The sequence below is a fragment of the Thermogemmatispora sp. genome, assembly GCF_019683755.1.
In the GTDB taxonomy this organism is placed as follows: domain Bacteria; phylum Chloroflexota; class Ktedonobacteria; order Ktedonobacterales; family Ktedonobacteraceae; genus Thermogemmatispora.
The window spans coordinates 81,629-105,977 of sequence record NZ_JADGHT010000001.1 but is presented as its reverse complement, the minus strand read 5'-3'; the positions used below and the strand labels follow the sequence as shown (position 1 = coordinate 105,977).

General features: G+C 61.2%; 19 protein-coding genes, 1 rRNA gene and 1 pseudogene. 6 read left to right on the top strand and 15 right to left on the bottom strand.

Going from position 1 to position 24,349, the window contains the following annotated elements; genetic code table 11:
• Positions 1-303: pseudogene (locus IRZ24_RS00390) on the top strand (hypothetical protein); the annotation flags it as partial.
• A 32-nt stretch (positions 304-335) separates the two neighbouring features.
• On the opposite strand, the gene IRZ24_RS00385 reads toward IRZ24_RS00390, so the two are convergent.
• The 4 genes from IRZ24_RS00385 to IRZ24_RS00370 form a co-directional block, all read right to left on the bottom strand.
• Positions 336-752 carry a response regulator gene (locus IRZ24_RS00385; protein WP_297159415.1) on the bottom strand — a complete coding sequence of 139 codons (417 nt, stop codon included), beginning with the start codon at positions 750-752 and terminating at the stop codon, positions 336-338.
• Positions 753-1,166: 414 nt separating this feature from the next.
• Complete coding sequence (locus IRZ24_RS00380) at positions 1,167-1,679, bottom strand: universal stress protein (protein WP_297159413.1); 513 nt, start codon at positions 1,677-1,679, stop codon at positions 1,167-1,169.
• 96 nt (positions 1,680-1,775) lie between these two features.
• Positions 1,776-3,086 carry an SLC13 family permease gene (locus IRZ24_RS00375; protein ID WP_297159411.1) on the bottom strand — a complete coding sequence of 437 codons (1,311 nt, stop codon included), beginning with the start codon at positions 3,084-3,086 and terminating at the stop codon, positions 1,776-1,778.
• 247 nt (positions 3,087-3,333) lie between these two features.
• Positions 3,334-4,065, bottom strand: a complete 732-nt coding sequence (locus tag IRZ24_RS00370; RefSeq protein ID WP_297159409.1) for a hypothetical protein — start codon at positions 4,063-4,065, stop codon at positions 3,334-3,336.
• A gap of 302 nt (positions 4,066-4,367) precedes the next feature.
• On the opposite strand from IRZ24_RS00370, the gene smc reads away from it, so the two are divergent.
• Together smc and rrf are read left to right on the top strand one after the other, a co-directional pair.
• Positions 4,368-8,255, top strand: coding sequence for a chromosome segregation protein SMC (gene smc / locus IRZ24_RS00365; protein ID WP_297159406.1), 3,888 nt, complete (start codon positions 4,368-4,370; stop codon positions 8,253-8,255).
• A 183-nt stretch (positions 8,256-8,438) separates the two neighbouring features.
• Positions 8,439-8,555 (top strand): 5S ribosomal RNA (gene rrf, locus IRZ24_RS00360).
• A 202-nt stretch (positions 8,556-8,757) separates the two neighbouring features.
• Here the strand turns inward: rrf and IRZ24_RS00355 are convergent.
• Positions 8,758-9,927 carry an aminotransferase class V-fold PLP-dependent enzyme gene (locus tag IRZ24_RS00355; protein ID WP_297159403.1) on the bottom strand — a complete coding sequence of 390 codons (1,170 nt, stop codon included), beginning with the start codon at positions 9,925-9,927 and terminating at the stop codon, positions 8,758-8,760.
• Between the two features lie 344 nt (positions 9,928-10,271).
• Here IRZ24_RS00355 and IRZ24_RS00350 point away from each other — a divergent pair, with 344 nt between their 5' ends.
• Positions 10,272-10,832 (top strand): GNAT family N-acetyltransferase, encoded by a 561-nt coding sequence (locus tag IRZ24_RS00350; RefSeq protein WP_297159400.1) that lies wholly within the window; start codon positions 10,272-10,274, stop codon positions 10,830-10,832.
• Between the two features lie 66 nt (positions 10,833-10,898).
• Here IRZ24_RS00350 and thyX read toward each other — a convergent pair whose 3' ends face one another.
• From thyX to glnA, 4 genes are all read right to left on the bottom strand, one after another.
• The gene (gene thyX / locus IRZ24_RS00345) at positions 10,899-11,819 is read right to left on the bottom strand and encodes an FAD-dependent thymidylate synthase (RefSeq protein ID WP_297159398.1); all 921 of its coding nucleotides are present in this window, start codon (positions 11,817-11,819) and stop codon (positions 10,899-10,901) included.
• Between the two features lie 349 nt (positions 11,820-12,168).
• Positions 12,169-12,399, bottom strand: a complete 231-nt coding sequence (locus IRZ24_RS00340; RefSeq protein WP_297159396.1) for a helix-turn-helix domain-containing protein — start codon at positions 12,397-12,399, stop codon at positions 12,169-12,171.
• A gap of 275 nt (positions 12,400-12,674) precedes the next feature.
• The gene (gene moaA, locus IRZ24_RS00335; RefSeq protein ID WP_297159395.1) at positions 12,675-13,667 is read right to left on the bottom strand and encodes a GTP 3',8-cyclase MoaA; all 993 of its coding nucleotides are present in this window, start codon (positions 13,665-13,667) and stop codon (positions 12,675-12,677) included.
• Positions 13,668-14,041: 374 nt separating this feature from the next.
• Positions 14,042-15,472 carry a type I glutamate--ammonia ligase gene (gene glnA, locus IRZ24_RS00330; protein ID WP_297159391.1) on the bottom strand — a complete coding sequence of 477 codons (1,431 nt, stop codon included), beginning with the start codon at positions 15,470-15,472 and terminating at the stop codon, positions 14,042-14,044.
• 419 nt (positions 15,473-15,891) lie between these two features.
• Here glnA and IRZ24_RS00325 point away from each other — a divergent pair, with 419 nt between their 5' ends.
• The gene (locus IRZ24_RS00325; RefSeq protein WP_297159388.1) at positions 15,892-16,788 is read left to right on the top strand and encodes a hypothetical protein; all 897 of its coding nucleotides are present in this window, start codon (positions 15,892-15,894) and stop codon (positions 16,786-16,788) included.
• Between the two features lie 141 nt (positions 16,789-16,929).
• On the opposite strand, the gene IRZ24_RS00320 is transcribed toward IRZ24_RS00325, so the two are convergent.
• A complete protein-coding gene (locus IRZ24_RS00320) occupies positions 16,930-17,847 on the bottom strand; it encodes a methyltransferase domain-containing protein (RefSeq protein WP_297159385.1) in 918 nt (305 codons plus the stop codon).
• A 1,034-nt stretch (positions 17,848-18,881) separates the two neighbouring features.
• Here IRZ24_RS00320 and IRZ24_RS00315 point away from each other — a divergent pair.
• On the top strand, positions 18,882-19,934 hold the full coding sequence (locus IRZ24_RS00315) for an FTR1 family protein (protein ID WP_297159384.1): 1,053 nt from the start codon (positions 18,882-18,884) through the stop codon (positions 19,932-19,934).
• A 139-nt stretch (positions 19,935-20,073) separates the two neighbouring features.
• On the opposite strand, the gene IRZ24_RS00310 is transcribed toward IRZ24_RS00315, so the two are convergent.
• From IRZ24_RS00310 to IRZ24_RS00290, 5 genes are all read right to left on the bottom strand, one after another.
• Positions 20,074-20,475, bottom strand: coding sequence for a PPOX class F420-dependent oxidoreductase (locus tag IRZ24_RS00310; protein WP_297159382.1), 402 nt, complete (start codon positions 20,473-20,475; stop codon positions 20,074-20,076).
• Positions 20,476-20,681: 206 nt separating this feature from the next.
• Positions 20,682-21,716, bottom strand: coding sequence for a TIGR03557 family F420-dependent LLM class oxidoreductase (locus IRZ24_RS00305; protein WP_297159381.1), 1,035 nt, complete (start codon positions 21,714-21,716; stop codon positions 20,682-20,684).
• The gene (gene cofC, locus IRZ24_RS00300; RefSeq protein ID WP_297159380.1) at positions 21,686-22,396 is read right to left on the bottom strand and encodes a 2-phospho-L-lactate guanylyltransferase; all 711 of its coding nucleotides are present in this window, start codon (positions 22,394-22,396) and stop codon (positions 21,686-21,688) included. The genes IRZ24_RS00305 and cofC overlap by 31 nt, the downstream gene beginning before the upstream one ends.
• 34 nt (positions 22,397-22,430) lie before the next feature.
• The gene (gene cofD, locus IRZ24_RS00295; protein ID WP_297159379.1) at positions 22,431-23,363 is read right to left on the bottom strand and encodes a 2-phospho-L-lactate transferase; all 933 of its coding nucleotides are present in this window, start codon (positions 23,361-23,363) and stop codon (positions 22,431-22,433) included.
• A 72-nt stretch (positions 23,364-23,435) separates the two neighbouring features.
• A complete protein-coding gene (locus tag IRZ24_RS00290; protein WP_297159377.1) occupies positions 23,436-24,098 on the bottom strand; it encodes a nitroreductase family protein in 663 nt (220 codons plus the stop codon).
• Between the last annotated feature and the right edge of the window lie 251 nt (positions 24,099-24,349).

Here is a 24,349-nt window from a genome sequence, read left to right as displayed (position 1 = left end):
GCCCCCTCCCCGGAGGATTTCCTCGTCCCCGCCTCGGATTGGCCCGCCCGCCGGGTCTACAATTTCATTCGCGCTGTCGCCTCCTGGGCCGGGCCTCTCTCCGTTCAGAGTCAGCAGGACGTGCTCGTTGCAAGCGATGCACTGGCCTGGTGGGACCCCAGTGCTGGACGGCCTCCTCTCTCGCTTCCCTCTGCCCTCCCGCCAACCGAACGGTTGCTTCTTTGTGGCAGTGGCTTGGTCCACCTGCGCCTCGCTCACTCCGAGTCCTCCTATACTGGGCCTGCTTCACTCGGCGAGCACTGACAGGCAAGCTGCTTCGCTCGAGGAGCAGCGACTCAGCGAGCAGCGGGGCCGCTCCCAAGCAAGCGCTCGATCGTCTCAAGCAGCTCATCCAGCTCTAAGGGCTTACTCAGTCCAACGATCTGGCGCTGTCGGATCTCCTGCTCAGGGAGACGGGCACTGACCAGGATCGTTGGAATGGAGGCCAGCTCTTCCATCGTTTGCAACTGGTCGAATAGCTCGATGCCGTTCATTCCGGGCAACTGATAATCGAGAATCAGCAACCCGGGCCTAATTGAGCGCACCGCTTTGAGAGCCTGAAAGGCATCGTGAACCAGCAGCACGCGGTGGGGGGTCTCTTGAGAGATTGCTTGGACCAGAAAGGTGCCGATCCCGTCATCATCTTCCACGATGAGAATGGTTTTTGCCCCGGCCTTCTCCTCTGGCAGCTGCTCCTCACGCTTGTGTGACATAGGCTCATCTCACAATCACTGCATGGCGCAAGAGCCTATGGCTGCGCGGATCGCCCGCCACTCCTCGGGGGCCCACTGGTGGAGTGGCGCCATCTGTGCCGGCTCTTTTCGCCCGGAATGGCGCGCCCTATTTCGGTCTCTACCGAAATTTCCGAGCGCTTTACGATTATATCACGCTGCGGCAATCCTTCCAGAGCCAATTCCACCGGGAATGGCCACCCTACAAGCCGTACTCCCCTTTTCCCTCAAGCTGCCCGTTCCTGATCGCTTGGTACTGGTGGGTGAGTCGGGGCTGTTTTCTCCACGGCGCTCCGGTTCGCTCGGCCGGTCGCTGCTGACCTGCCTGGAAGAGGTCTCCTGAGTCTTTCACGCCCGGCAGGCGCCTGCTGTTTCAGTTCGGCTCCTCCCCTTGGCTCAGGCAGGGCCTTCTTTGGCGGAGGCCAGGCTCCAGGAACCCCGCAGGAGCAGGACTGGACAGCTTGCATGATCCAGCACAAAGCGCGCGACATGCCCAACCGAGGCCGGACCTTGCTCTGGTCCTCGCTCTCCGCGTGGTGAACGCGCACAGAGGACGATGAGGGTTGCTCCCCACTCCTGGGCACAGCGGAGAATTTCTTGCTCGGCTCGTCCTTCACGTTGCAGGAGCTCTGCCCCACGCACATAGCGCGCCCCTTCCTGTAGGATCTCTTGCGCTGTTTCGCGCTCTGCTTGCCGTAGTTGCTCTTGACGCGCTAATGGCAGATGGGGAGGGCGCCAGAAGCGCTCTCGTCTCCGCTCCAGCTCCCCTCGGGGGCGCGTATCAATCACATAGAGCAGGCCCACTTGCGGCTGCTGACCGCTCGCCGAGGGCCAGAGCTGGCTGATCGCCTGCCCCAGAACCTCAGCATTGACTCCATCGAGACAGCCAAGGAGACGCAAGGTCGACACCGTGAGAACCTCCCTTCCTGGCTCTAGCCCAGGCTACCGGCGCTCCCCTGGCGCCAGCCAGAGAAGTGCTCTCTGCCTTTGCTCCCTGCCTGGCCATTAGAGCAGGAGCCAGATCAGCACGGCCCCCACCAGTAGCATCAGTGGCGTCACCAGGATACCTACCTTAAAGTAATCCAGGCCAGAGATGTCAAGCTGCCGTTGGCGCAGAATGAGCAGCCAGAGCACGGTCGCCAGCGAACCGACTGTCGTCAGGTTCGGCCCCAGGTCACAGCCGAAGATGGTCGCTGCCACAAAAGCGAGCTGCGTCGTCGGCGCAAGCTGCCCGTGCAGTGCCTGCAGCGAGGCAGTCAGTACTACTGCCATCGGCACGTTGTTGATCAAATTAGTTCCCAGCGCTGCCCCCAGGGTTCCTACTAAGACCGCTCCCAGGGTGCTCCCTCCTGACAGGCGGAGCAGCAGCTCTCCAAAGAGACGCGTCAGGCCGGTCTCTTCAACAGCCTGAACAATGATGAACATGCCGGCGATAAAGCCAAAGAGCGACCACGAGATATGCTCGGCCAGCTCACGTGGCCTGAACTGATGCCAGCGCAGTGCTCCCGCGAGCAGGAGGAGCGCCCCCGCCAGGGCCACACAGGAAAGGGGAAAGCCGTTGGCTGAGGCCAGCACATAGGCCACTGCCACTGCTGCCAGCACCAGACAGCAGTAGCGGAAATAGCCCGGAACTTTGATCGCCTCCTCCGGCGAGGGAAGACGCTTCAGGTCAAAGCTCCCCCGCACTTCACGCCGGTAGAGCCAGCAAAATACCCCGATGTTGATGGCAATTACTGCCAGCGCTGGTATCCAGAGCAAACGCAGAAAGGTCCACAGGTCAAGCTGAAAGCGTGAGAGCACCAGGATGTTAATCGGGTTACTGACCGGCAGCAGAAAGGAGGCGGTATCAGCAATGAAGGTGCACGCGAATAGGTAGGGAATGACTGGCAGCCGCAGGCGCGTGACGAGGGTGTAGACGACGGGCGTTAGGATCAGGGCAGTGGCATCATTAGAGAGCACCATTGAGATCAGGCTGCCGATCAGAAAAACGTTGAGCAGGAGGAGCCGGGCTCGCTGCCGCGCTAGACGGGCGGCCACGATCGCCAGCCAATCAAAGAGACCAGCTTGATCGGCAAAGGCCGACAGGGCCATCATGCCCAGAAAGAAGAGAAAGACATTCCAGTCCCCTAGCAGTGTCTGGAGCGCTACCAGGGGACTGATCAGACCCAGGAGCAGCAATAGTGCCGCTCCCGCCAGGGCGATCAGGGCCTCATTCCAGCGGAAAGGGCGCGTCATGATGCCGACGAGCGTCAGCAGGGCAATGAGGGCTGTCAGCAGCGTCCTGGTCAGGGCCGGCAGTGGAACCAGTAAGAACATGAGCAAGCGCTTGCCAGGTGATCTCGACGGGCAGCACCAGGTGGCTTCATTTGTCTCACCTTTCCGCCGGTGCGGTTCCCTGGGCCGGGAGCGCTGTGGTCACAGCCTTGACAAGGCCCCTGGCTCGTCAGCACCTGTCGGCTGGCCACCGGTTGCTGTTCCTTTTGTCTGCAGAGCAGCATAGCAGACGGCCAGGTTCAGCGTCAAGCCAGGTTCGACCTGATCTCTGCTCTGCGCGCGCTGCACCTCACCGCTGCGGCCAAGATGGCTCAGATGGTTCTGGTCCCGTTGATCTCCCGGACCCCAAAGGTCCCCCCGGCGGCCTTACTCCCAACGATCTCCCTTCTGGTGACCCGGCTTTCGCTGGGAGGCGCAACGCTGGCGCCCATGCCGCTGGGGGCAAGCCTGTCGAGGTCGGCTGCGACCCGCTGGCCTGCCCCGGCTGCTGGCGTCGTCTACCCCTCTGGTCCTGGCCTCTCCATACCCTGATTCCTCCTGCGAGGATCACCACAGCCCCGAGCAGGCTGATTGCCCCACCGAGTGGCCAGTCGTTCTCGTAAAAGCCTTGGGGGTGCTGCCGATAGAGCGTACTCCTGAATTCTTGGATCGCTCTTCCATCGAGGTCGTAAAGGGTCAGGGCCACAACTGTGTAGGCCTGACCAACCAGGTGCGTCCCCATGCGTGCCTGTACATCAATGGCCGTGCTCTCATCGGGTCGGTAGAGCAGTCCCACGAGCATCAAATCTTTGAGGGTAGTTGTCCCCTTGATCGGCGGCGCAAAATCTTGCTCTCTGAGCAGATAGAGGGTGGGACTCCCCTCTAGCTGCAGATAGCCCTCATGAGTCTGGGGATCTGAGAGATAATGCGCAATCGCTGCCCGCCCGCTGCTGCGGTAGGTCACCTGATGCGATTGCCAGCCCACGATTAGACCAAGGCCGATTACCAGTAGACCAGTGAGACAGATCAGCCAACGTAGCATCGCTCCTCTTCTCCTTCTGGCGCTCCTTCTCATCTTGAGCCGGCGGCTGCCTTGCTTCCTTTGAGCTTTGCCATCTTGCACTCGCCCCACAGCAGCGCTCTTGCCCGATGGCACTCCATAGAGAGCAGTATATCCTACCCAGGCCGCTGTTGAGAGCAAGCAGCGCCTCCTCTAGCTAGCCGCGGCGCGGAGGACTTGCTCCCCCTCTCCCTCTTCTGCTCTCGACGGCAGGCCCACGGCTATGGTATCATCGGGAACACGACACACGACAGAACCGTGGTACCATAGACCGGGAATAAGCGGTGTATCTGAAGCGTCTGGAGCTACTTGGCTTCAAAAGCTTTGCAACACGCACCTGCCTTGAATTCAGTCCAGGCATCACTGCCGTCGTTGGACCGAATGGCGCCGGCAAGTCCAACATTGCCGATGCCATTCGGTGGGTCCTGGGTGAGCAGAGCATGCGCCAGCTTCGAGGCAGGAAGAGCGAGGACATTATCTTCGCCGGCGGGCATGGCAAGGCCGCCCTCGGCATGGCCGAGGTCTCGCTGACCATCGATAACAGCACCGGCTGGATGCCCTCGGAATATAGCGAAATCACGGTCACGCGGCGCAGCTACCGCTCGGGAGAGAACGAGTATTTCATCAATAAGCAGAAAGTACGACTCAAAGACGTCTTGCTGCTTTTAGCTCAGGCTCGCATCGGTCATGATTCCTACACCGTCATCGGGCAGGGCCTCATTGATGCTGCCCTGAGCCTGCGCCCTGAAGAGCGACGGAGCCTTTTTGAGGACGCCGCCGGTATCCGTCCCTACCAGGTGCAGCGCGCTGAGGCTGAACAGCGCCTGCGCCAGACAGAGGCCAACTTACAGCGCCTCCATGACATCGTGAACGAGATCGAGCCTCGTCTTGGACCGCTTGAAGAGCAGGCCAGGCGTGCGCGCGAATATACGCGCCTACAAGAGGAGCTACGTCAGGCGCTGGTGGCCTGGTATCACTTGCAGTGGAACCGACTCCAGACCGCCGCGGCACGGGCCGAGGCCGCTGAAACAGAACAAGCGGCGCGTCTCCATCAGCTTGAGCAGGCACTGCACGAGGCCGAGAGCCAGCGTGGCGAGCTGTTGCAGCAGCGCCAGGAGGCCCAACAGCAGATCAGCGCCGCTCGCCGTGCTGCCGGAGAGGCTGCCAGCCAGCTACAACGCCTTGAACGTGAATTGGCTGTCGCTGAGGAGCGAGTGACAGGCATGCAGCAGCAGCGCGAGGAGCAGCAGCGCCAGGAGCGCCAGCTCCGTGAACGTCTGATTGCTACCGAGCAGCGCCTGACCGATGTAGAGGAGGCGCATGAGCAGGCTCGTGAAGCTCTCGATGAAGCGGCCCAAGCCCTTGCCTCTCTGGAGGCAACGGTCGCCCAGGTGCAGAAGGATTACGAGCTAGATGAGCGTCGTCTGCGTGCTGCCCAGAACGACCTGATCCAGACTCAGGCCCGCCTTGGGGCCGCTCAGACCGAGCTGGGACGCCAGCAAAAGCACCTGGGAGAGCGCAACCGCGCCCTGGCCGCTCGCCGCGAAGCCCTGGCCCAGGCTCAGCAAGCCCTGCGCTCGCTGGAAACGCGCTTGGCTGAACAGCGTTCGCAGCTCCAGGTGGCTCGCGATGAGGAGCAGCAACTGATCCAGCGCAAGCAGGCGCTCCAGCGCCTGATGCAGGAGGCCCAGCAGGAGCTAGAGCGCCTGAAAGGCCTGCTGGCTGAAGCCGAGCGCACACGGCGCACGCTGGCTGACCGTCTCGCCATGCTACGCAACTGGCAACGTGATCTGAGCGGCTACAGTGAGGGCGTGCGCGCCCTGCTGCGTGCTCCACGCGACCAGGTTCCAGGCCTGATTGCTCCCCTGCCGCGCTTGCTCCTGGCACCTGCCGGGCTGGAACGCGCCATTGAGGCCGCGCTTGGCGAAGCACTGCAGGGTGTCGTCGTCAGCACGCGGGCCGAAGCCGAACGTTGTCTGACCTATCTGGAGCGCCAGCGCGCCGGACGTGCCTTGCTGCTCTGGCTCTCTGAGGAGCCTGGCTCCTCCAGTGCTGCTGTGCCCTCGCCGGCCCTCCCTCCTCAGACCGGTCAGGAGCAGGAGCGGGCTGCCTTGGAACAGCTCCTGAACCAATCACCTGACCTGCGCCCGGGCGTGGTGGGTCTGGCCTGGCAGTTTATTGAATGTGATGACCGCTATCGGCCTCTCTGCTATCGCCTCCTCACAGGTACTGTCTTGGTAGAGGATCTCTCGTTTGCCTTCCGGCTCCAGGCTCAGGCGCCGGCCTTCTCTGCCCGGGCGGGGTGTCCTCTACGTGCCCTCGTGACGCGCAAAGGAGAGGTGCTTGCTCTACAGCAGGGCTGGCTGAGCGGGGGCAATGCTCAGGGCGAGCACAGTGGGGGCCTCCTTCACTATGAACGCGAGCTGCGCGAGCTACCGGCCCAGCTTGAGACCCAGAGGGCCCACATCGATCGCCTCAATGGCTTGCTCAGCGAGATCCAGCGCTCCCAGGAAGGGCGCCGCGCTGAACAGGCCTCCCTCGATCGCGACTTGCAGAAGAATGCGGCGCGTCTGCAGGAGCTAAATCGTGCCCTGACGCACAGTGAACGTGAACAGGAGCGACTGCAGACAGAGCTGAAGATGGCCGCTTCGGTTGAGCAGCAATTAGCGGCGGAAATCGCTGGTCTGGAGCAGGAGCTGCAGGCCACCCGCGAGCGGGTCCAGGCCCATGAACGAGCTCAGCAGGAGCTGCAGGGCCTTGTTGAGGAGCTGCAGGCCCAGGTTGAGGAGCGCGCCGCCGTCTACCGCCGCCAGCAAGAGGAGCTGGGACGCCTGCGCACTCAGATGGCCGTCAAACGTCAGGAGACCAAGACCCTGGAGCGCCAGGTGACCGAGATTCAACAGCAGCGGCAGGAGCTACGCTCCCAGCTTGATCAGCAGCAGCTCCGCTTGCGCCAGGTCGAGGAGCAGCAGCAGCACCTGCGCGAGCGCATCGCTCGTCTGCAGGGTGAGCTAGAGCAGGCTCGCGAACAGGCGCGACAGGCCAGCCTGCGTGTCCAGCAGCGCGAGCAGGCCCTGCGCGAATTGGAGCAGCGCCTCGCGGCCAGTGAGCAGCAGCTTGCCGCCTTACGCCAGGAGCAGAGTCAGTGCGAGGTCCTCTATCGGCGCTGTCTGTTGGAGAGTCAGCGGGCTCGCGATGCCCTGGACGCTCTCCTCAGCCAGATTCAGGAGGATCTGGGTCTCAGTCAGCCCCAGGAACTGGGAGCGCTGATCTCTCAGCTCCCTCCCCCCTCGACAGCAGAGGACCAGCGTCCAGGACCAGGCCCTGAGGAGGACGAAGAGGCAAGGCAGCGTCGCCTGCGCCGCCAGATTGAGCAGACGCGCAGCCGTCTCAAAGCTCTCGGCGGTTGCGATCCCGATGCCCCACGCCAGTACGAGGAGGAGCGTCAGCGCTTCGAGTTCCTTAGCTCCCAGATCGCGGATATGGAGCAGGCGGCCGAGCAGTTGCATACAATCATCGGTCAGCTCGATGCGACCATGACACGCCAGTTTGAGACCACCTTCGAGGCGGTCAATGCTCGCTTCCGCGAGCATTTCCGCACTCTTTTCAATGGCGGTCAGGCGCGCCTGGAGTTGGTGGTCAGCAAGGGGGGCGAACGCTCTCAGGAGAGCAACGAGGGACGCTCCGCCAGCAGACATGGCGGCACCAGCAGTCAGGCTGCCCGCAATGGGCATGGAGCCGCGGCAGAAGACGAGCCAGCAGGCACAGAGGAGACCGCTAGCGTGGCGCGTAGCGGCTTGCCCTTTGGGGTTGAGGTCATCGTCCAGCCCCCCGGCAAAAAGGTGCAGGATCTCTCTCTGCTCTCGGGCGGAGAACGGGCCCTGGTCTCGGCTGCCCTGCTCTTCTCGCTCCTGGAAATCAATCCGCCGCCGTTCTGTCTGCTGGACGAGGTCGACGCCGCCCTTGATGAGTCCAATGTCTCGCGCTTCTGCGATATTCTGAAGCGCCTGGCTGAGCGGACGCAGTTCATTGTCATTACTCATAACCGAGTGACCATGACTGCTGCCCAGGCTATCTACGGCGTCTCCATGGGAAGTGACAGCGTCTCTCGCTTGGCCTCCCTGCGCTTGAGCGAGGCGGAGGCCGTGGTCGCTCATCAGCGCTCAGGCTGAGGCCCGAGAATTTCGGCCCTGATCCCCTCGCTCAGGCGTGACCAGCCTCCCGCCAGCATTGTGCGCGCCACCTTCGAGCGAGAGGTCGGCAGCTCTGTTCTCTGCCAGTTGCCTCTTGACAAAGCTGGCCTTGCCATGCTACGATACTTCTCGCCAAGCGCGAACGCCTGTGAGTGCAGGCGAATCGGCGACTCTTGCGGAGAGGAAACACCCGTTCCCATCCCGAACACGGAAGTTAAGCTCTCCAGCCCCGATGATACTGCGGGAGCAGTCCCGTGGGAAAGTAGGACGTCGCCGCTTCACCTGCGCTCACGGGCGTCGTCTGTTTCTCCAGACTGCTCCCCCACTCTTGAAGCTAGCTCGCTCTCCCGATCGACCCGATTGACTTCCTTCCCCCTCGGTTGATGCCACTCGCTCTGGCTCTGGTCAACAAGGGGCGAGCGAAGGGTCGCACAGGCCGGCTAAGCCCGTGCCCTCCCAGCACCCTCCACCTTCCGGGCCTTTAGGACCAGGTCCGCAAGATCCTGGCAACCCTCTCTAGCTCCTCCTCGGTATTGTAGAAGCCTGTCGAGAGACGAAGGGCCTGCCGCTCATGAATGCTTCGAATGAGCACATTGTGCTCTTGCGCCAGGCGACGGACCACCGCCTCTGGCTCTGCACGCTCGAAGGTGAATGAGAGCAGACCACTGGCTCCAGGCTGCGGCGTCAGAAGGCGGACCCCCGGCACGTCTCTGAGGAGATCAGCCGCATAGCGGTTGAGGGAGGCAATTCGCTCCCGGAGCCAGTGATGGCCCACCTCTTCGGCCAACCAGCGTAGGACTCGGCTCTGTCCCACCAGAGCGGCTGTCTGCCTTCCACCTAGCTCAAAGCGCTGCGCCGTCTCGTGCAGCTCCCAGTCTCCGCTTTGCTCGTGCTTGAGCGAGTAGTAGCCGACGTAGGTCGGCTGCACCTGAGCTAAGGCCGTGCGCCTCACGTAGAGGCCCCCCGTGCCATCTGGGCCGCACAGCCATTTGTGCATCGGAAAGGCATAGAAGTCGACCTCTAGCTCCTGGACATCGACGGCAATCGCCCCCGCGGCCTGCGCCCCATCGACGAGTACCGGCAGCCCGTGGCGCCGCCCCAGGGCGGTTACCGCGCTCACATCAAAGCGAGCCCCGGTCATAAAGGAGACATGCGAGAGCACGATCAGGCGCGTCCGCGGTGTAATGAGCTTGGCAATCTCTTCCTCGGCCGCACGCTCTCCGCGTTCCCCCAGATCGGCGATGCGTATGCCTATTCCATAGCGATCACGCAACTGGTAGAGCGGAGCCAGCGCGCTGATATGCTCGTGATTGGTTGTAATGACTTCATCGCCTTCCCTCCAGTTGAGGCCGAAGGCAATGATGTTCAGCCCCTCGCCGGTATTGTCTGTCAGCGCGATCTCGTCCTCGCTCGCATTGAGCAGCTCGGCACAGCGCCGCCTGGCCTCCCGATAGCAGGCCAGTAGAGAGGTTTGGGCCTCCGCTCCCAGTCGCCCCTGTCGCCATTCTGCCTGGAGCCGCTCACGCATGGCCTCAATCACACAGGATGGCAACGGCCCAAAGGTTCCTGTGTTCAAATACGTATGTGCCGTCGTCGCCGGCATGGCTTCACGAATCGCCTGGAGCTTCTCTACAGCAGCAGAATCGTGCAAGGCCACACTCCTTTGCTTTTGCTTTGCTCGCTGTGGTTTGGGAATCTCTCTGGCTTCCCCTTCCTGCATCGATCCAGCTCTTTTCAGGAGAGGGCAAACATTCACATTATATGACAGACGGCCTGGCCATGGGTCGGTCTGGCTCCTAAGCCGGGCCACCTGCCAGCAGGCAGCGGCAGACGCCTGTTGCCCGGCCTGCCCGGCGCGCGCTATTATAAGCAGGGGGATGCTTCTTATCTTGCAGGACTGTCCTGGCTTCCTGGCAGGCTAGCCAAGACAGGCCCACGCCCGACATCCGGCCAACTTCATCAGTTCAGTTCGCAATGACAAGGGAGTGAAAACACGTGCGCGTTCGCGAAGCGCGACCCGGCGATCTGGCCCAGCTCTGGGATCTTCGCCAGCAGGCCGAGAGCCTCGATGGCTGCCTCTTTTCTCGCGCAGCCTGGGAAGACTGGCAGGCTAGCCTGGCTCGGGGTGAGCCTGGCCCGGCCCTCTTCGTCTTGCTCGATGACGACGACGATCTGAACACCTGGGGACAGGGGGGGACACTGGAAGGGCTGGAAGGAGAGCTGATCGGCTATACGTTGTTGCATCTCGTGCGCGACGCTGAGGGCTATCACTTGCGCTGTGAAGGCACGGTCCACCCCCGCCACCGTCGCCGCGGTGGCGGGCGGGCGCTGCTCATCTGTGCCCTCAACCGGGCCCGCCTCTGGGGGGCAGAGTTAGAGGTCGAGAGCCAGCAACAGGGATACCCCCTTTGGTTTGAGGTCCTGCTCCCGCAACGTGACCCAGCCGCTCCACGGCTCGCCGCCCGCTGCGAACTGGAAGCTGTGGCAGCCACCACAAGCGCTGGGCAGCAGGCCGCCGACGACGGCCTCCGCCTGTATCGCCGTCTGCTCCTCTAGCTAGGCCAGCGTACAAGGGAAGGTCGCGCCGGTCCGCTGCGCCTGGCCCTTGCCTCGCTCACACGATTAGACCTTCTCATAGGGGGTGCGCACGCTATAGGTGCCGTCGGGCAAGCGCTCCAGCGTGTAATCTCCAAAGAGGATCGGATCGACTAGAGCTAGACAGACAAAGATACGGACGAACAGCTCCCGAATCTCAATTTCGGCATGCGGGGCAGTACGCTCCTCGATCACGTGGCGCCAGGCTCTCGCATTGGCCGTCACCACTAATGGCGCTTCCGTCTCATTGGGCAGCAGTGAGCGTGAGCACTGCTGCACCCGCTTACGCAGATCAGTACGTGCTTCCGCGCTCAATAAGGGATCACCGGCCTGCTGGCGAGTCAGCAGATACTCGCTCAATTCAGCATATTCCGTTGCGGCACGCTCAATACGCTGTAAAAAGAGACGATGCAAATGCTCGTCCTGACGGTACTCTGGACGCTCCACAAAGCGCAGGGTCCGACCATCGACAAAACGCTGGCTGGTCTGCGAATAGCTGAAGCCAGCCCGATGGCGGATCAGCTCATGCGTCAGGCTGCGCGAGACGCCGTAGACAAAGAAACTAAAGGTAGCGTGTTCCAGCACCGAGCCATGACGCGATGCCTTCAGGTGATCGAAATAACGGCCCGCCTGAGCGTTGAGCGTGCGCCGCGGGCCAAAGCTCAGATAGCAGGTCTGCCCCGCTACCTTGCAGAGCTGGGCTCCGTCGGGCAAGACGGTGGGATCGTGCACATACTCGCTGAAGCGATAGGCAGGATCAAAGCCCTCTAGGAAGGGAGCCAAACCCTGCAGGTTCGTTTGCGGACGTGCCAGCAACACTACCCCCGGGGCAGTCAAGTAGGGAACGCCGGCGGGGGAGTGCTGGACTGGGACATGGATAGCCGCAAAGCCCGCCTCCATCTGACCCTGCAGCTCATGAAACAGCTCCTCAGCGGATCGCTGTGTCATCGCGTAGATCACTCTCCTCTTTTCCAGGTTGCAACCTGCCAGACCTATGCTATCCTGCTGAGCGCCCCTGTGTCGGCGCCTTTCTCTCTGCCTCAGCCTGCAGCTCCTGTCAGGAACCGCAGCGATCCACAAGGCAGCGCCAGATCACGACCTTGCGGGCAGCAGGCGCAAACCACCTACCTCCTGCGGCAACACTAGCCACTTCCTGCAGCCAGTCTAGCTGCTTGCCGCTGGACGCCAGGGCACAGATAGCAGGTGCCAACAGTCTACCACATCCTGCGAAGAGGGGGGCAGTGAGAGCCAGGGAGCTGCGCGTCTCCCCTTCTTGGGCTGCCGCTCGTCTACTCACTCACTCGCGGTCACGGGGGGCAGAAGCGGGGGGTGATGAAACCGGCGGCGTCGCCAGCATGGCCTCCAGCGTCGCACGGCGGATGCGATACGCCTGGCGCCGGCCACGGTGAGGCAAAGTAATGGCCTCCAGTACGCCGGTTTTAATCCAGCGCCTCACCGTTGTATCATCGACCCGCAGTTGGCGGGCCACCTCACGCACCGTGAGTAAATCAATAGCTTCGTGTTCCACAGAGCCTCCTTCCTGGCTGCTTCGAGTATTCTCCTGCTCCCATGATGGCCTTGCCGGCCAGAACCCCACAGGCTCCACTTCAACTGTGGCTGTGTCACCTTCCCTCCTCTGCCCAATACCGGCAAGCAATAAAAAGGAGCTAATCTCGCATGATCAGCACTCGAAGACATACCATGTCGATTTGCCTATTTATTTAGAGAGACGAACATCCCCCTGTGAGGTAACACGCCGAGCATATGCGGGCAGTATTCCTGATATAGAAGGAAGAGGGATGTTTAACCGCCAATCATGGACATCGTGCGGTTAGCTCTCTTGAAACGTGTATCGCCAATATAGTGCTTCAGCTCCTTGTGCCAAACGGCGCGGCGGATAATAGCCATCAGCTCCTCATCGGAAGCCCCCGAGCGGAGGGGTGTCCGTAGATCGGTCTCCTCGGTGGCAAAGAGACACGTGCGCAACTGACCATCAGCCGTCAGGCGAATCCGGTCGCAGGTGGAGCAGAACGGCTCGCTGACAGGATTAATAAAGCCTACCTCACCGATGCCATCGCTGAAAGTATAGCGCCGGGCGGTCTCTGATGGATCGCCCTGAATCGGCACCAGCGGGCCATACTCGGCCTCAATGATCGCCTTAATCTCGGCGCCGGTCAGAATATCCTCCTTGCGCCAAATCTGGTCGGCATCGAGAGGCATGAACTCGATCCAGCGCACCACATAGCCCTTACGCCGTGCCAAGCGTACGAAATCAAGCACTTCCTCCTCCGTGAAACCACGCATCGCTACCGCATTGATCTTAATCGGGCGGATGGAAGGATACTTCTCCAGCTCCTCCAGGCCCTCCAGTACGCGTTCGAGCTGATCGCGACGCGTCAAGCGAGCGAATTTCTCTCGTACCAACGAATCGAGGCTGACATTAATGCGCGTCAGGCCGGCTTCGGCGAGCGGACCAGCCAACTGCTTGAGCAGGACGCCATTGGTAGTCAGGCTGAGGCTGCGCAGTCCCTCGATCTGGCGAAGTTTGCGCACCAGTTCGGGGACATCGCGGCGTACCAGCGGCTCGCCGCCGGTCAAACGGATCTGCTCAATGCCCATGCGCACTGCCAGACGGGCCAGCCGCTCAATCTCTTCATAGGTCAGAATCTCTGCCTTCTTGAGCCACGGCAGCCCCTCGGCAGGCATACAATACGTACAGCGGAAGTTACACTTATCTGTGATCGAGATGCGCAGATTGCGAATGCGCCGGCCATAACTGTCAACAAGCGGGTCCATAGAGCGCCTCTCCAGACAGAGCGAGGATGGCATCGTACCGCGTGGGTAGGATAGACATCCTATTATATCACCGCCAGCGCAGCGCTAGCCAACCAGCCAGATGAGCTACCTGACCAGTCGAGCACAACTGTCACCGCTCTGCCTCATGTAGCCAGCGAGCGGCGGTGGCGAGGGGAAGCCAAAGCGAGCCAGCCGACGAGCGAGCAGGTGAGGGCAAGCCCGAGAGAGCCAGCAGCAAGACAAAGAGCCCCAGGGGGACTCAGTCAGGGGCCAAGCGTGTCCTCCCCTCTCGGGCAGCCGATTGGTTGGCTGGACACGGCCTTGACCCGTCTCCCTGGGGCTACTGGCTCGTGCGTACGATCAGCTCAGAAGGATCAGGCGTCGTAGTAGAGGGCGAATTCAATCGGCACGGGGCGCATGCGCACCTCGTTGACCTGAGCGCGCTTCAATTCAATATAGTGTTCAAGCACGTCAGTCGTGAAGACGCCTCCCTCCAACAGGAACGCATGATCGGCCTCTAGAGCGTTGAGAGCCTCCTCCAGCGAGCCCGGAACCGAGCCGATCTCACGCAGCTCCTCCGGGGGCAGGTGGTACAGGTCACGATCGATCGGTCCGAAGCCGTGCTCGCTGGGTTCGATCTTGCGGCGGATACCGTCGAGGCCAGCCATCAGCAGAGCAGCGAAGGTCAGATAAGGATTGGCCGTCGGATCGGGCGGACGGAACTCAATCCGCTTCGCGGATGGACAATCTGTATTGGGGATGCGCACAGCGGCGCTGCGGTTGGCCTTCGAGAAGACGAGATTAACCGGGGCCTCGAAGCCGGGCACCAGCCGCTTGTAGCTGTTGGTAGTCGAGGCGGCGATCGCCAGCAACGCGGGGGCGTGCATCAACAGGCCGCCGATATAGTAGCGCGCCGTCTGGGAGAGGCCAGCATAGCCCTCGGGGTCATAGAAGAGCGGGCGCTCATCCTTCCACAGGCTCTGATGGACGTGCATACCAGAGCCATTATCACCGAAGATCGGCTTCGGCATGAAGGTCGCCGTCTTTCCATGCTTGCGCGCTGTATTCTTCACCACATACTTGTAGATCATCAGGTTATCGGCGGTCTTGACCAGCGTATTATAGCGAATATCGATCTCGCATTGACCGGCGCCGCCGACTTCATGGTGCTGGGCCTCAACTGGAATGCCCAGCTCCTCCAGCGTCAGTACCATTTCGCTGCGCAGATCCTGCAGCGTATCGCTGGGAGGCACAGGGAAGTAGCCCTCCTTGGGGCGCAGGCGATGGCCCAGGTTGACGCCGCCGTTGCGGCCATTATTCCAGTGCGCCTCATCCGAATCGACCTCGGCATACTGTACATTCTGGGTCGAGGTAAAGCGCACATTGTCAAACACGAAGAACTCGGCCTCAGGGCCAAAGTAGCTCACGTCGGCGATCCCGGACGAGCGCAGATATTCCTCCGCCTTGCGTGCGATTGTCCGCGGATCGCGGGTGTACGGCTGCTTGTGCGCGCCCGGCCCTGGGTGGGCAACAGTGCAGATGAGGCTCAGCGTGGGGACGCTGGTAAAGGGGTCCATGAACGCGGTATCTGGATCGGGGATTACCAGCATGTCGCTGTCGTCGATGGTCTGGAAGCCGCGGATGCTCGACCCGTCAAAATACTTCCCCTCGACGAACGTCTCCTCATCCAGCTCGTGCAACGGAACGCTGAAATGCTGCCAGGTGCCCGGTAGATCTACAAATTTGAAGTCTACCATCTTGGCACCGCGCTCCTTGGCAAATTGCAGAACTTCTTCAGGTGTCATGCCGTTGAACTCTCCTCTTTACTGGTCTCTCCCCAGCCTCTTTGCCGGACACGCCTTCGGCTCTCGTTGCCACTCCGTGCTCTTGACTTCTGACTGCTCGTCGCTCTGCTTTTATTCTGCTGAACAGATGACTGCTAGCGTGCCGTTTGCTCAGCAACGCCTTCGGGTAGCGGCCTCGCTCCTGTCCACACTGCTCTCTTCCGTTCCCGCTCTCTCTCTGGTTATCAGGCGAGGCTCAGCTCCCCTACTTGCTTCTATGATACGTCCCCCCTTGCTGCTGAGACTACGGGCACTTTGTCTGAAAGCAAGGCGCTCTCTTTTGTGCGATCTGCCCAAAAAGAAAGCCCCTTGTAGACTTGGGGCCAAACAGCTATGATACACAGCAGGTTTGCTTGTGAAGGTAAGGAGTGCTTCCAGCTATGCCCTGGTTCACCGATGATAATCTCAATGATCACGATGGAACAGACCCGGCTCCCGAGGTCTCTTTTCCTACCCTTCCTACTAGCAGCGATGACCTTGCCGACCTCACTGAGCGCATGTCAGTCAGTGACCCCGCTGAGCTGCCAAGCTGGCAGTCAACCGAGACAGCTTCCCCTCCCCTCCCGGGAGCGCGTCCGACTCGACGGCTGACTACTTCCCTGCCTCCCGTATTTTCCCCGTCGGCACTGGAAGCGGGGTGGTCGCAGCCCCTCCGATCCCCGACCCCTGCTCAAGGACGGGTTCGGCGCTGGCTTCCCCTGGGAACGTTTCTGCTGGGGATGCTCAGCGGCGCCAGCGGCGCGCTTGCCCTTTTGCTTGTAATGCTCCTCATGCTGGGTACTGATCGGCCTCCGCTTTCCTCTCCTCCTGCTGGTCAGAGCGATGTGGTATTACAATTGTCTTCAACCTATCTGACGGCGCTTGTGACGCGCAGTTTACCCCAGGTTGGCTTACCGGGCCAGGCTAGTAACGTGCGTGTGATTCTCCAACCAGGCGCCCTGGTCGACGTCACGGGCGACGAGACGCTTACCCTACTCGGCGTCTCCGTTACCCGTCCATTCACCTTGCAGCTTCAGCCGCTGGCCTCAGCCTGTCATTTGCAAGTTCATCTGCTGCATGCTGATTTGGGGGGATTACCGCTAACCTGGCTGGCCCTTCCCTTAGAGACGCGCCTCAATGAGCTGCTGACTCGCCAGCCTGCTCCCACGGGCTTGCCTTCTGGCTTTCGCTACTGTACTGTGGCGGTGCACACGACCGCTGACGCTCTTTGGATTAGCTACCGGGCAGAGCCAACGGCGGGCGCTTCGTCAATCTCTCGCTGGCCTCAGACAAGCTAAAGAAGGATGGACCCCCGCGGGGGCGAGAGCGAAGGCACGTTTGCCGGTAGCAGGTCCTGCCTGCTTGGACCATCAGCCGCCCTCGCTTGGCCTCCCGTTTGGCCATCGCTGCGTGAGCGAGCGAGCTAGCGAGCTAGCGAGCTAGCGCTTTTGCCCGTAGGCCACGCTGAAGTGATAGCTAGTGTGCAGCTCATTACATTCGCGTTGCATAGTTTGGAGCAGGGCCTCAAAGGCTTCTCGCGGGATCTGGAAGCGCTGACTGACACGCTCACTGAGTGCCACAAAGGTTTCTCGGAGATCCAGGGCGACGAGCCGCCCAAGAGGTCCCCCCCACTCGCCCATCGGCACGGCAACGACATGTTGCTGAATAGCGCTTAGGCCGGCATCTTCCAGGTAGCTCCCCAGCGAATGGGCAATCGTTCCATGACCATCGAGACCGCGGCTGGCAAGATATTGGCCGATGAGAGTAAAGACCTCTTGTGTAGCTGGACCAGCAGGGGCCACGTCTGGCCCTCCTTCAACGAGTTCAATCCAGCCCCCAGGGGCCGTGACGCGCGCAAGGTCCCTGACGAGCACCGGCCAGCAGGTGATAGGCAGGGAGAGCGCCATGAGACGCTGATGCACGAAGTCAAAGCTGTCGTTTGCAAAGGGCAGGCCATCCAGGAGGTTGGCGCGCACAAATCGGAAATTGGCTGGCGGCGAAGTAGCTTGCTTGATCTGTTCGATATCCAGGCCGACTACCAGCGCTTGGGGGAATTCCTGACAGAGTTCATAGGCCCAGAGGCCTGTGCCACACCCCGCGTCAAGAATGCGGCGCGGCTTGCTCACTGGTGCCAGATAGTTGGCCCGCAGGACCGCTCGCAGAGCATAGTGCTGAAGGTCTAGGCGATCAATCTCCCGCATGTCCTTGGGCAAAGGCAATGGATAAGGCAAGGTGGACTCAGCAGCAGGCCCTCTCTCCCTCAAAGGGCCACTGATCAGCTCTCCTGCAGCAGGCATTGACTCATCTCCCGGCGCTGGCTCACTCCCCCCTCCATGCTTAAAGAACCACCAGGGCATGGTTCCTCCTTTCGCACACGTCGCTCTCGGCTTACACTCAAATGCAGGGTCTTAATTGGGCCAGATTGGGTTTTTGTCATGCTTGTCCTTCTCCTTCCCTCTGAGAAGCTATCTCCGGCATCTGCCTCTTCTCCTTGCCTCTCCCACTTGCCCGCCTATGGCCCGTCTCGACGGGCGAGAGCGAGACGCGCGAGCAAAACGCCAGAGGACAAAGCCCCCCCAGGGTATGACTCCTGTATTGCTTCTTCCACTCAAAACAGAGGACAACCTACCGCTCTTCCCGGTCCCCTCTGTATCCAATCCTCGGCACACCCCAGGCAGTCACTCGCATCAGCTCCTTAACGACTGCTAGCCAGGTGGCCAAGCGATCGCCCGGCACAACTCGCATCGAGAATCTGGCGCGGATGATGCAGTGAGGCCAGAGAGTCTCTTCGTAGGACGACTCACACACACTACGACTACGTCATGCTAAAAGCCGAGCCGATTGACCTCCTTCAAATCCTTGGGCGGGATAGAGAGCTGTTCGTCTCACCTGGAGAGCGCCGTTTGCGCTACCACTCAGGCTCACTGAGCGAAGCTTCCAGACAGACAAAGGTGGGCGCCTCGGGTGCTGGCGGTCCCCAGGCCGGCACAGGGACCGCTGGCGGCAGCGCCAGTTTGTGTCACAAAAGCCACCAGGGCATAGTTTTCTGCCTTGCTCCTTTCTTGCCAGGCACTCCCCCGCTTCTCCTCAAGGATGCACAGCTTTGGCTCAGAACACTTTTCAGTTTAGAAAAGAGGAGATGAATATGTCAATTCGAATATATGGAGACGGTGCGTGGCCTTCAATTTTAACGGATTTTTAATGCATACCTCGGTAATGGTGCGGAGCAGCGTCAAGAAAGCCGATCTGCCCCTTGACAAAATTGATTAGGCCATGCTAATATCCGAGTGCAACACTAAGATATTAGCCTGCCCTAATATCGAGAGCGCGTAGCGGATCGACAACACGAGGTAGGTCACAACTGGGTAGACTGACGAAAGGACTTGCTGGAGTGAGGTACGTCCAAGCCTACTTTACTGGAAGCCTTCTACAGCGGATCACACGTGTAGTGCTCCTGGTGGCCGGCGTGGTGGTCGTTGCGGCCCTTGTCTGGCAGGGGATCACCGCGGAAGGCAATCCCGACCCCACTGTTCCGCACCTGAGTCCGGGAGCTGCTATTTTAGACACTGGCCTGTTAGTGTTCCGTGAGGGACTGGAAACCATCCTGGTGCTGGCGGCGGTCACGGCCAGCATGATGGGGAAGCATGAGAAGTATCGCCGCCCCATTGCTGTTGGCGCTGGTTTGGCCCTCCTGGCCACTCTCATCACCTGGTTCGTCGTCGTTGGCATCTTGAGCAACGTCAACGCCCCTGAGCTGCACATCCAGGCGGCCACCGGTCTGCTGGCGGTTATTGTGCTGCTGATCATCATGAACTGGTTCTTCCACCGCGTCTATTGGACCGGCTGGATCTCTTTCCACAACCGTCGACGGCGCAGTCTGCTGAGCCTGGGGGAGGATGAGGAGGCACGCATTGTCTGGGGCATGGTGGTTTTGGGCTTCACCTCGGTCTATCGTGAAGGCTTTGAGGTCGTGCTCTTCTTACAGAACCTGCGCATGCAGGTCGGCTCAGAAATCGTGCTCATTGGTGTTCTGATTGGCCTGGCCTTCACGGCGACCGTTGGTGCACTGACGTTTGTGGCTCACCATCGTCTGCCGTACAAGCGGATGCTGGTGCTCACGGGCGTGATGCTGGGTGTGGTGCTCATTGTGATGGTGGGCGAGAGCGTCCAGGAAATGCAGCTTGCTGGCTGGCTCAGTACTACCCCCGTTCCCTTGCCCATTCCCGACTGGATGGGTCTCTGGTTCGCGGTCTTCCCCAATGTTGAGGGGCTGGTGGCTCAGGCATTGGCGGCCATTCTGGTCATCGGGTCCTACTTCCTGGCCGAGTATGTGCGCGTCTGGCGCCCGCGCCAGCGCGGCGAGCAGCCCGCCATGCGTCCCGAAACACCCCCGGCTGTCGAGGTGGCTACCCCGGCTGCCTCGGCTACGGAGGCCTCTTCGTGAGGCATTCCTGATGGCCGGTGCCTGAAGGCACCGCCTCCCTACCATGCCACACGGGGGGCCAGGAGGAGGGTTCTGCGCGCCCATCCCTGCCTGGCCTCTCCGTGTCTGTTCTTTCTTCCTTGGCCGGCGGGGCTACCTCTCAGAAATGTTCGACGACTTGCTCACAGGTGAGCCGCACAGTGACACGCTGCTCTCGGCTGAAACGCTCCATCTGCAGGCGGGCGGCCTCTTCGCCATCGTAATGCCGTGCCAGGCGGTAGATGTCGGCCTGGGCCACCGTTGGGTCATCGATGAGACGCACGCGACCGCTGATCGTCACATAGCGATAGCCGTCTTCTACACACAGTGATACTCGCGGATCGCGGCGCATATTACGCTCCTTGACGCGTCCCACCTTTGTATTCATGAGGATCTCATCCCCATCGAGCATAAACCACATGGTGGTGAGATGTGGTGAGCCGTCTGCGTTCACCGTCCCCAGTACTCCAAAGCGGGGCTTCTCCTGCAGGAAAGCGCGTGCACGCTCCGAGAGTGCTGGCATGGCTCAGGATTCCTCCTTTTCTCTGCTCTCGTGCTTCTCTTCTATCGTTCTCCGAAGTGGGTTCGGCTCCTCGGCCCTGATCTCTCTGGCGAGGCGGGCCAGACAGGGAGCGAGAAGCCAGGCTCTTCACTCAGGTGCCCTTGTGCTCTGTCAAGAGCTGACCGGCCGACAGAGAGGGACGGCTGACCAGCGCCCTGGCGCTGGAGCTAGAGAGTCGGCTGCTGAGGGGCAGCCTGCGCGGGCGAGGCTGAGGCTGGCTGATGGAGCGCTGGAATCACTGCCTCGCCATAAGCTCGGATAAAGCGGCTCTGGTCGCGCCCCACGTTATGGACATGCACCTCATCAAAGCCAAGATCGAAGAAGCTCTGGATATGGCGCCGGTGCTCCTCCAGGTCAGGTGAGATCAAGACGCGGCCCTGGAAGTCTTCCGGGCGCACCAGTTGGGCGAAGGCTTCAAAGTCCTCAGGGGAACGGATGTCTTGCTTAGGGGCCTTGATGCCGCCATTAGGCCATTCCTTGAGGGCATTGTTGACGGCCTCCTCATAGGTCGGTGCCCAGGAGACATGCAGTTGAAGCAGACGCGGCATGGTACTCGGATCTTTGCCGGCCTCACGTGCTCCTTTCTCAAAGCGCTCCAACAACATCTTGAGCTTCTCGGGTGGTGCGGCTGGCGTGATAAGACCATCACCTAGACGCCCGGCGGTCTCCGCCGCCTTGGGGCCAGAGGCTGCGACCAGAATGGGTGGTGGTGTCTCTGGGCGTGTGTAGAGGCGGGCGCTTTCCATGCGCAGGTGTTTGCCACTGTAGCGCACCTTTTTGCCGCTGAAGAGCAGCTTGATGATCTCGATGGACTCGATCATGCGCTCCAGGCGGATAGGCGCTTCGGGCCACTCACCACCAACGATATGCTCATTGAGGGCTTCGCCAGTACCGATCCCCAGCCAGAAGCGCCCTGGATACATGGCCGCCAGGGTGGCGGCGGCCTGGGCAATGATGGCTGGATGGTATCGGTAGGAAGCGCAGGTCACGCCCGGGCCAAAGGTCAGCTTCCTGGTCGCAAGCCCAAGGGCTCCCATCCAGGACCAGACGAAAGGACTGTGCCCCTGGGTCGGCGTCCAGGGGTGGAAGTGGTCGGCTGCCATCACGCCGCCAAAGCCCGCTTCTTCAGCCTCCTGGCACCAGCGCAGGAGATCACTCGGATGGAATTGCTCTAGTGCTGCCGAATATCCAACGACTGGCATGATGTCATCTCCCTGAGACAGTGCGAGAGCCGCGCGGCCTCCCAGCTCTCGGCCAGGCCCGACCGCTGCAGGTCCTCCACGGTATCGATATCGAGAGCCAGCCCAGGACTCTCATAGCGAGTATAGGGAAGGTGGCGTAGCTGAGCGGCTTCCCTGTAGCGTTGCAGGCTGCTTTCTCCAAACAGATAGGGCAGCAGCCGGGGTGGTCGCTGCAGCAGGGCATTGGTGCCCTGGCCATCATGGGCCGGCGCCAACACCACCGGATAGCGCTGCGCCTGCTCTAGCAGGGCCTTAACCTCTTCAACTTGCAGGAGTGGCAGGTCAGCAGAGATTGTCAGCAGGGCCGTGACTCCCTCGGCCTGCAGCCGTCGGGCGGCGGCCTCGAGCGCCCCATTATGGCCCGGTTGCTCCTCGGGCCAGCCCTCGGCGCCCCAGGCGGTTGCACAGGCCCGCACGTGCTCGTCCGCACTGACCACAACAATTCTGGTAAGCATGCCGCTCGCCTGCAGCGTGACCACAACGTGGTGGAGCATGGCGAGCACCAGTCGGGCGCGCTGGGAAGGTGTCAGGTGGCTCGCCAATCGCCCTTTGGCGGCGGCGAGCCTTTTCACGGGAACCAATGCGCCGCAGTGGTCCAGGGACCTGCTGCCTTGCTCCGCTTCCTGCGCTTGTGTTGCCACAGTTATCGCCATCCCCGCATGATATGTCCTCGAACTAGGCGCTGTGCGTGCAGACACGCAGCACCTCGCGCGCCAGACGGGCCTTAGCCTCGTTGTCGCGCATAATAGTATCGGTTACCAGCACACGCGGGCCGAGGGCCTCGATAGCCACTGCCAGCTCCGCGTCTTGCTGGTCAATAACCATCACGTCTAAAAAGTCAGCATAGCAACGCGCCACACCCAGGGCCGAGACCTCATGTCCGAGACCACGCATCAGTTTATCCGCCGGCCCCTTGATCGGGGCGCCGCCGACGATGGGACTGATGGCGGCCACCGTGGCCGGGGTGGTGCGCAGCGCTTCTCGTACGCCGGGCAGGGCCAGGATGCTGCCGATGCTTACAATAGGATTACTCGGAGCCAGCAGGACAACCTCAGCCTGCCGCAGGGCTTCAAGAACGCCTGGAGCTGGCTGGGCTTGCTCGAGGCCCACGAAGACAACGCCCTGGACCTCATCCGTGCAGCGTCGTTTGACCATATATTCCTGAAAGTGCAGCAGACCGGCGGGGGTCTGAATGTGGGTTGCTACGGGGTCATCGCTCATGGGCAGGATGCGCAGCGTCAACCCGAAGAGACGGCGCAGCTCATCGGTGATTTCGCTGGGCGTGCGTCCCTGGCGCAGACGCAGCGTGCGGTGAATATGGGTTGCCAGGTCGCGATCTCCAAGCAGAAACCAGTCCTCGTGACCGTAGCGTGTCAACTGCTGCATCACGTGATAGGTGTCGCCGCGAATGCCCCAGCCGTGGCGCTCGTCTACAACGCCTGCCAGGGTATAGATCACAATGTCGACGTCAGGTGAGACGCGCAGCCCGTAGAAGTCGCGATCGTCTCCTGTATTGACGATCACGGTCACCTCCGCTGGCGGAACGACCTGGACGACGCCTTGAAGAAAGCGTGCACCTCCGACACCACCGGCGAGCACGACGATCATGGCTCTCTCGCTGCTCCCTTCTGGTGTATTGCCCTGTTTACACTGCTATGCAGTTGCGACAGGCTACCTGATTTATGACACATCTCCCTCTTCCCTCTCACCACTCCTCCGACGATCGAGACGAATGACAAGAGTCTCCAGGGGCAGACGGGGCCGGCGTTTGGGATCGGCGGCGGCGTAGCCCAGAGTAATCAGCGCCTGTGGATGCAGGCGCCGGTCCAGCTCAAGGGCCTCGCAGACAACTGTGGGGCAGAAGAGTGGCGCGCACATCCATCCGGTATCAAGGCCCAGCTCATAGGCCATCAATAGCATATTTTGTACAGCGGCCCCCAGACTCTGGATCGCCATGATGCGCTCATTTTCCTGGCGCTCAGCATCAGGATAGCGGTCCAGGTCTTCCAGATACAGGCAGGCAAGAATCAGCACTGGAGCCTGGCGGATGCGCTGGCGCGATTTTTCTAGGCGCAGGGCAATGATTTCCTCGGGCTGCTGATCTAAGCGGAGCTGCGCCTCCCAGGCGGCACTCATCCGCTCAATCAAGCGCTCCTTGCGCTCGCGATCGCTGAAGATGACAAAGCGCCAGGGCTGCCGGCCATGCGGCGATGGCGCCCAGCGCGCCGCCTCTAGTACCTGCTCTAGCAGGGCCTCAGGGACCGGACGCTCTTGGAAGACACGGACACTACGCCGGCTGCGCAGGAGCGTCATCAGGTCACCTGCGCGCTGAGAAAAAGTCACAGCTCGTTCACAAGCGGTTGTCACGGCTCGTTCGCTCTAGTCTTTTGCTTGGGACTTGGCACACAGCCTGCTCTGGTAGAGGATGGGCTTGGCATGGCGTAGGGCCGTAGGGCCAACTGATGCCGGCGTACCCCTCCTCCAGAGCTGGCAGGAGAACAGATCACGCTCGCCAGAGAGTCGGCGCGCCGCCTGGCCACGCGGGCCATTCCTTTCTGGCCTATCCTGCTTGGCTCTCTATACTGGCCACTCGC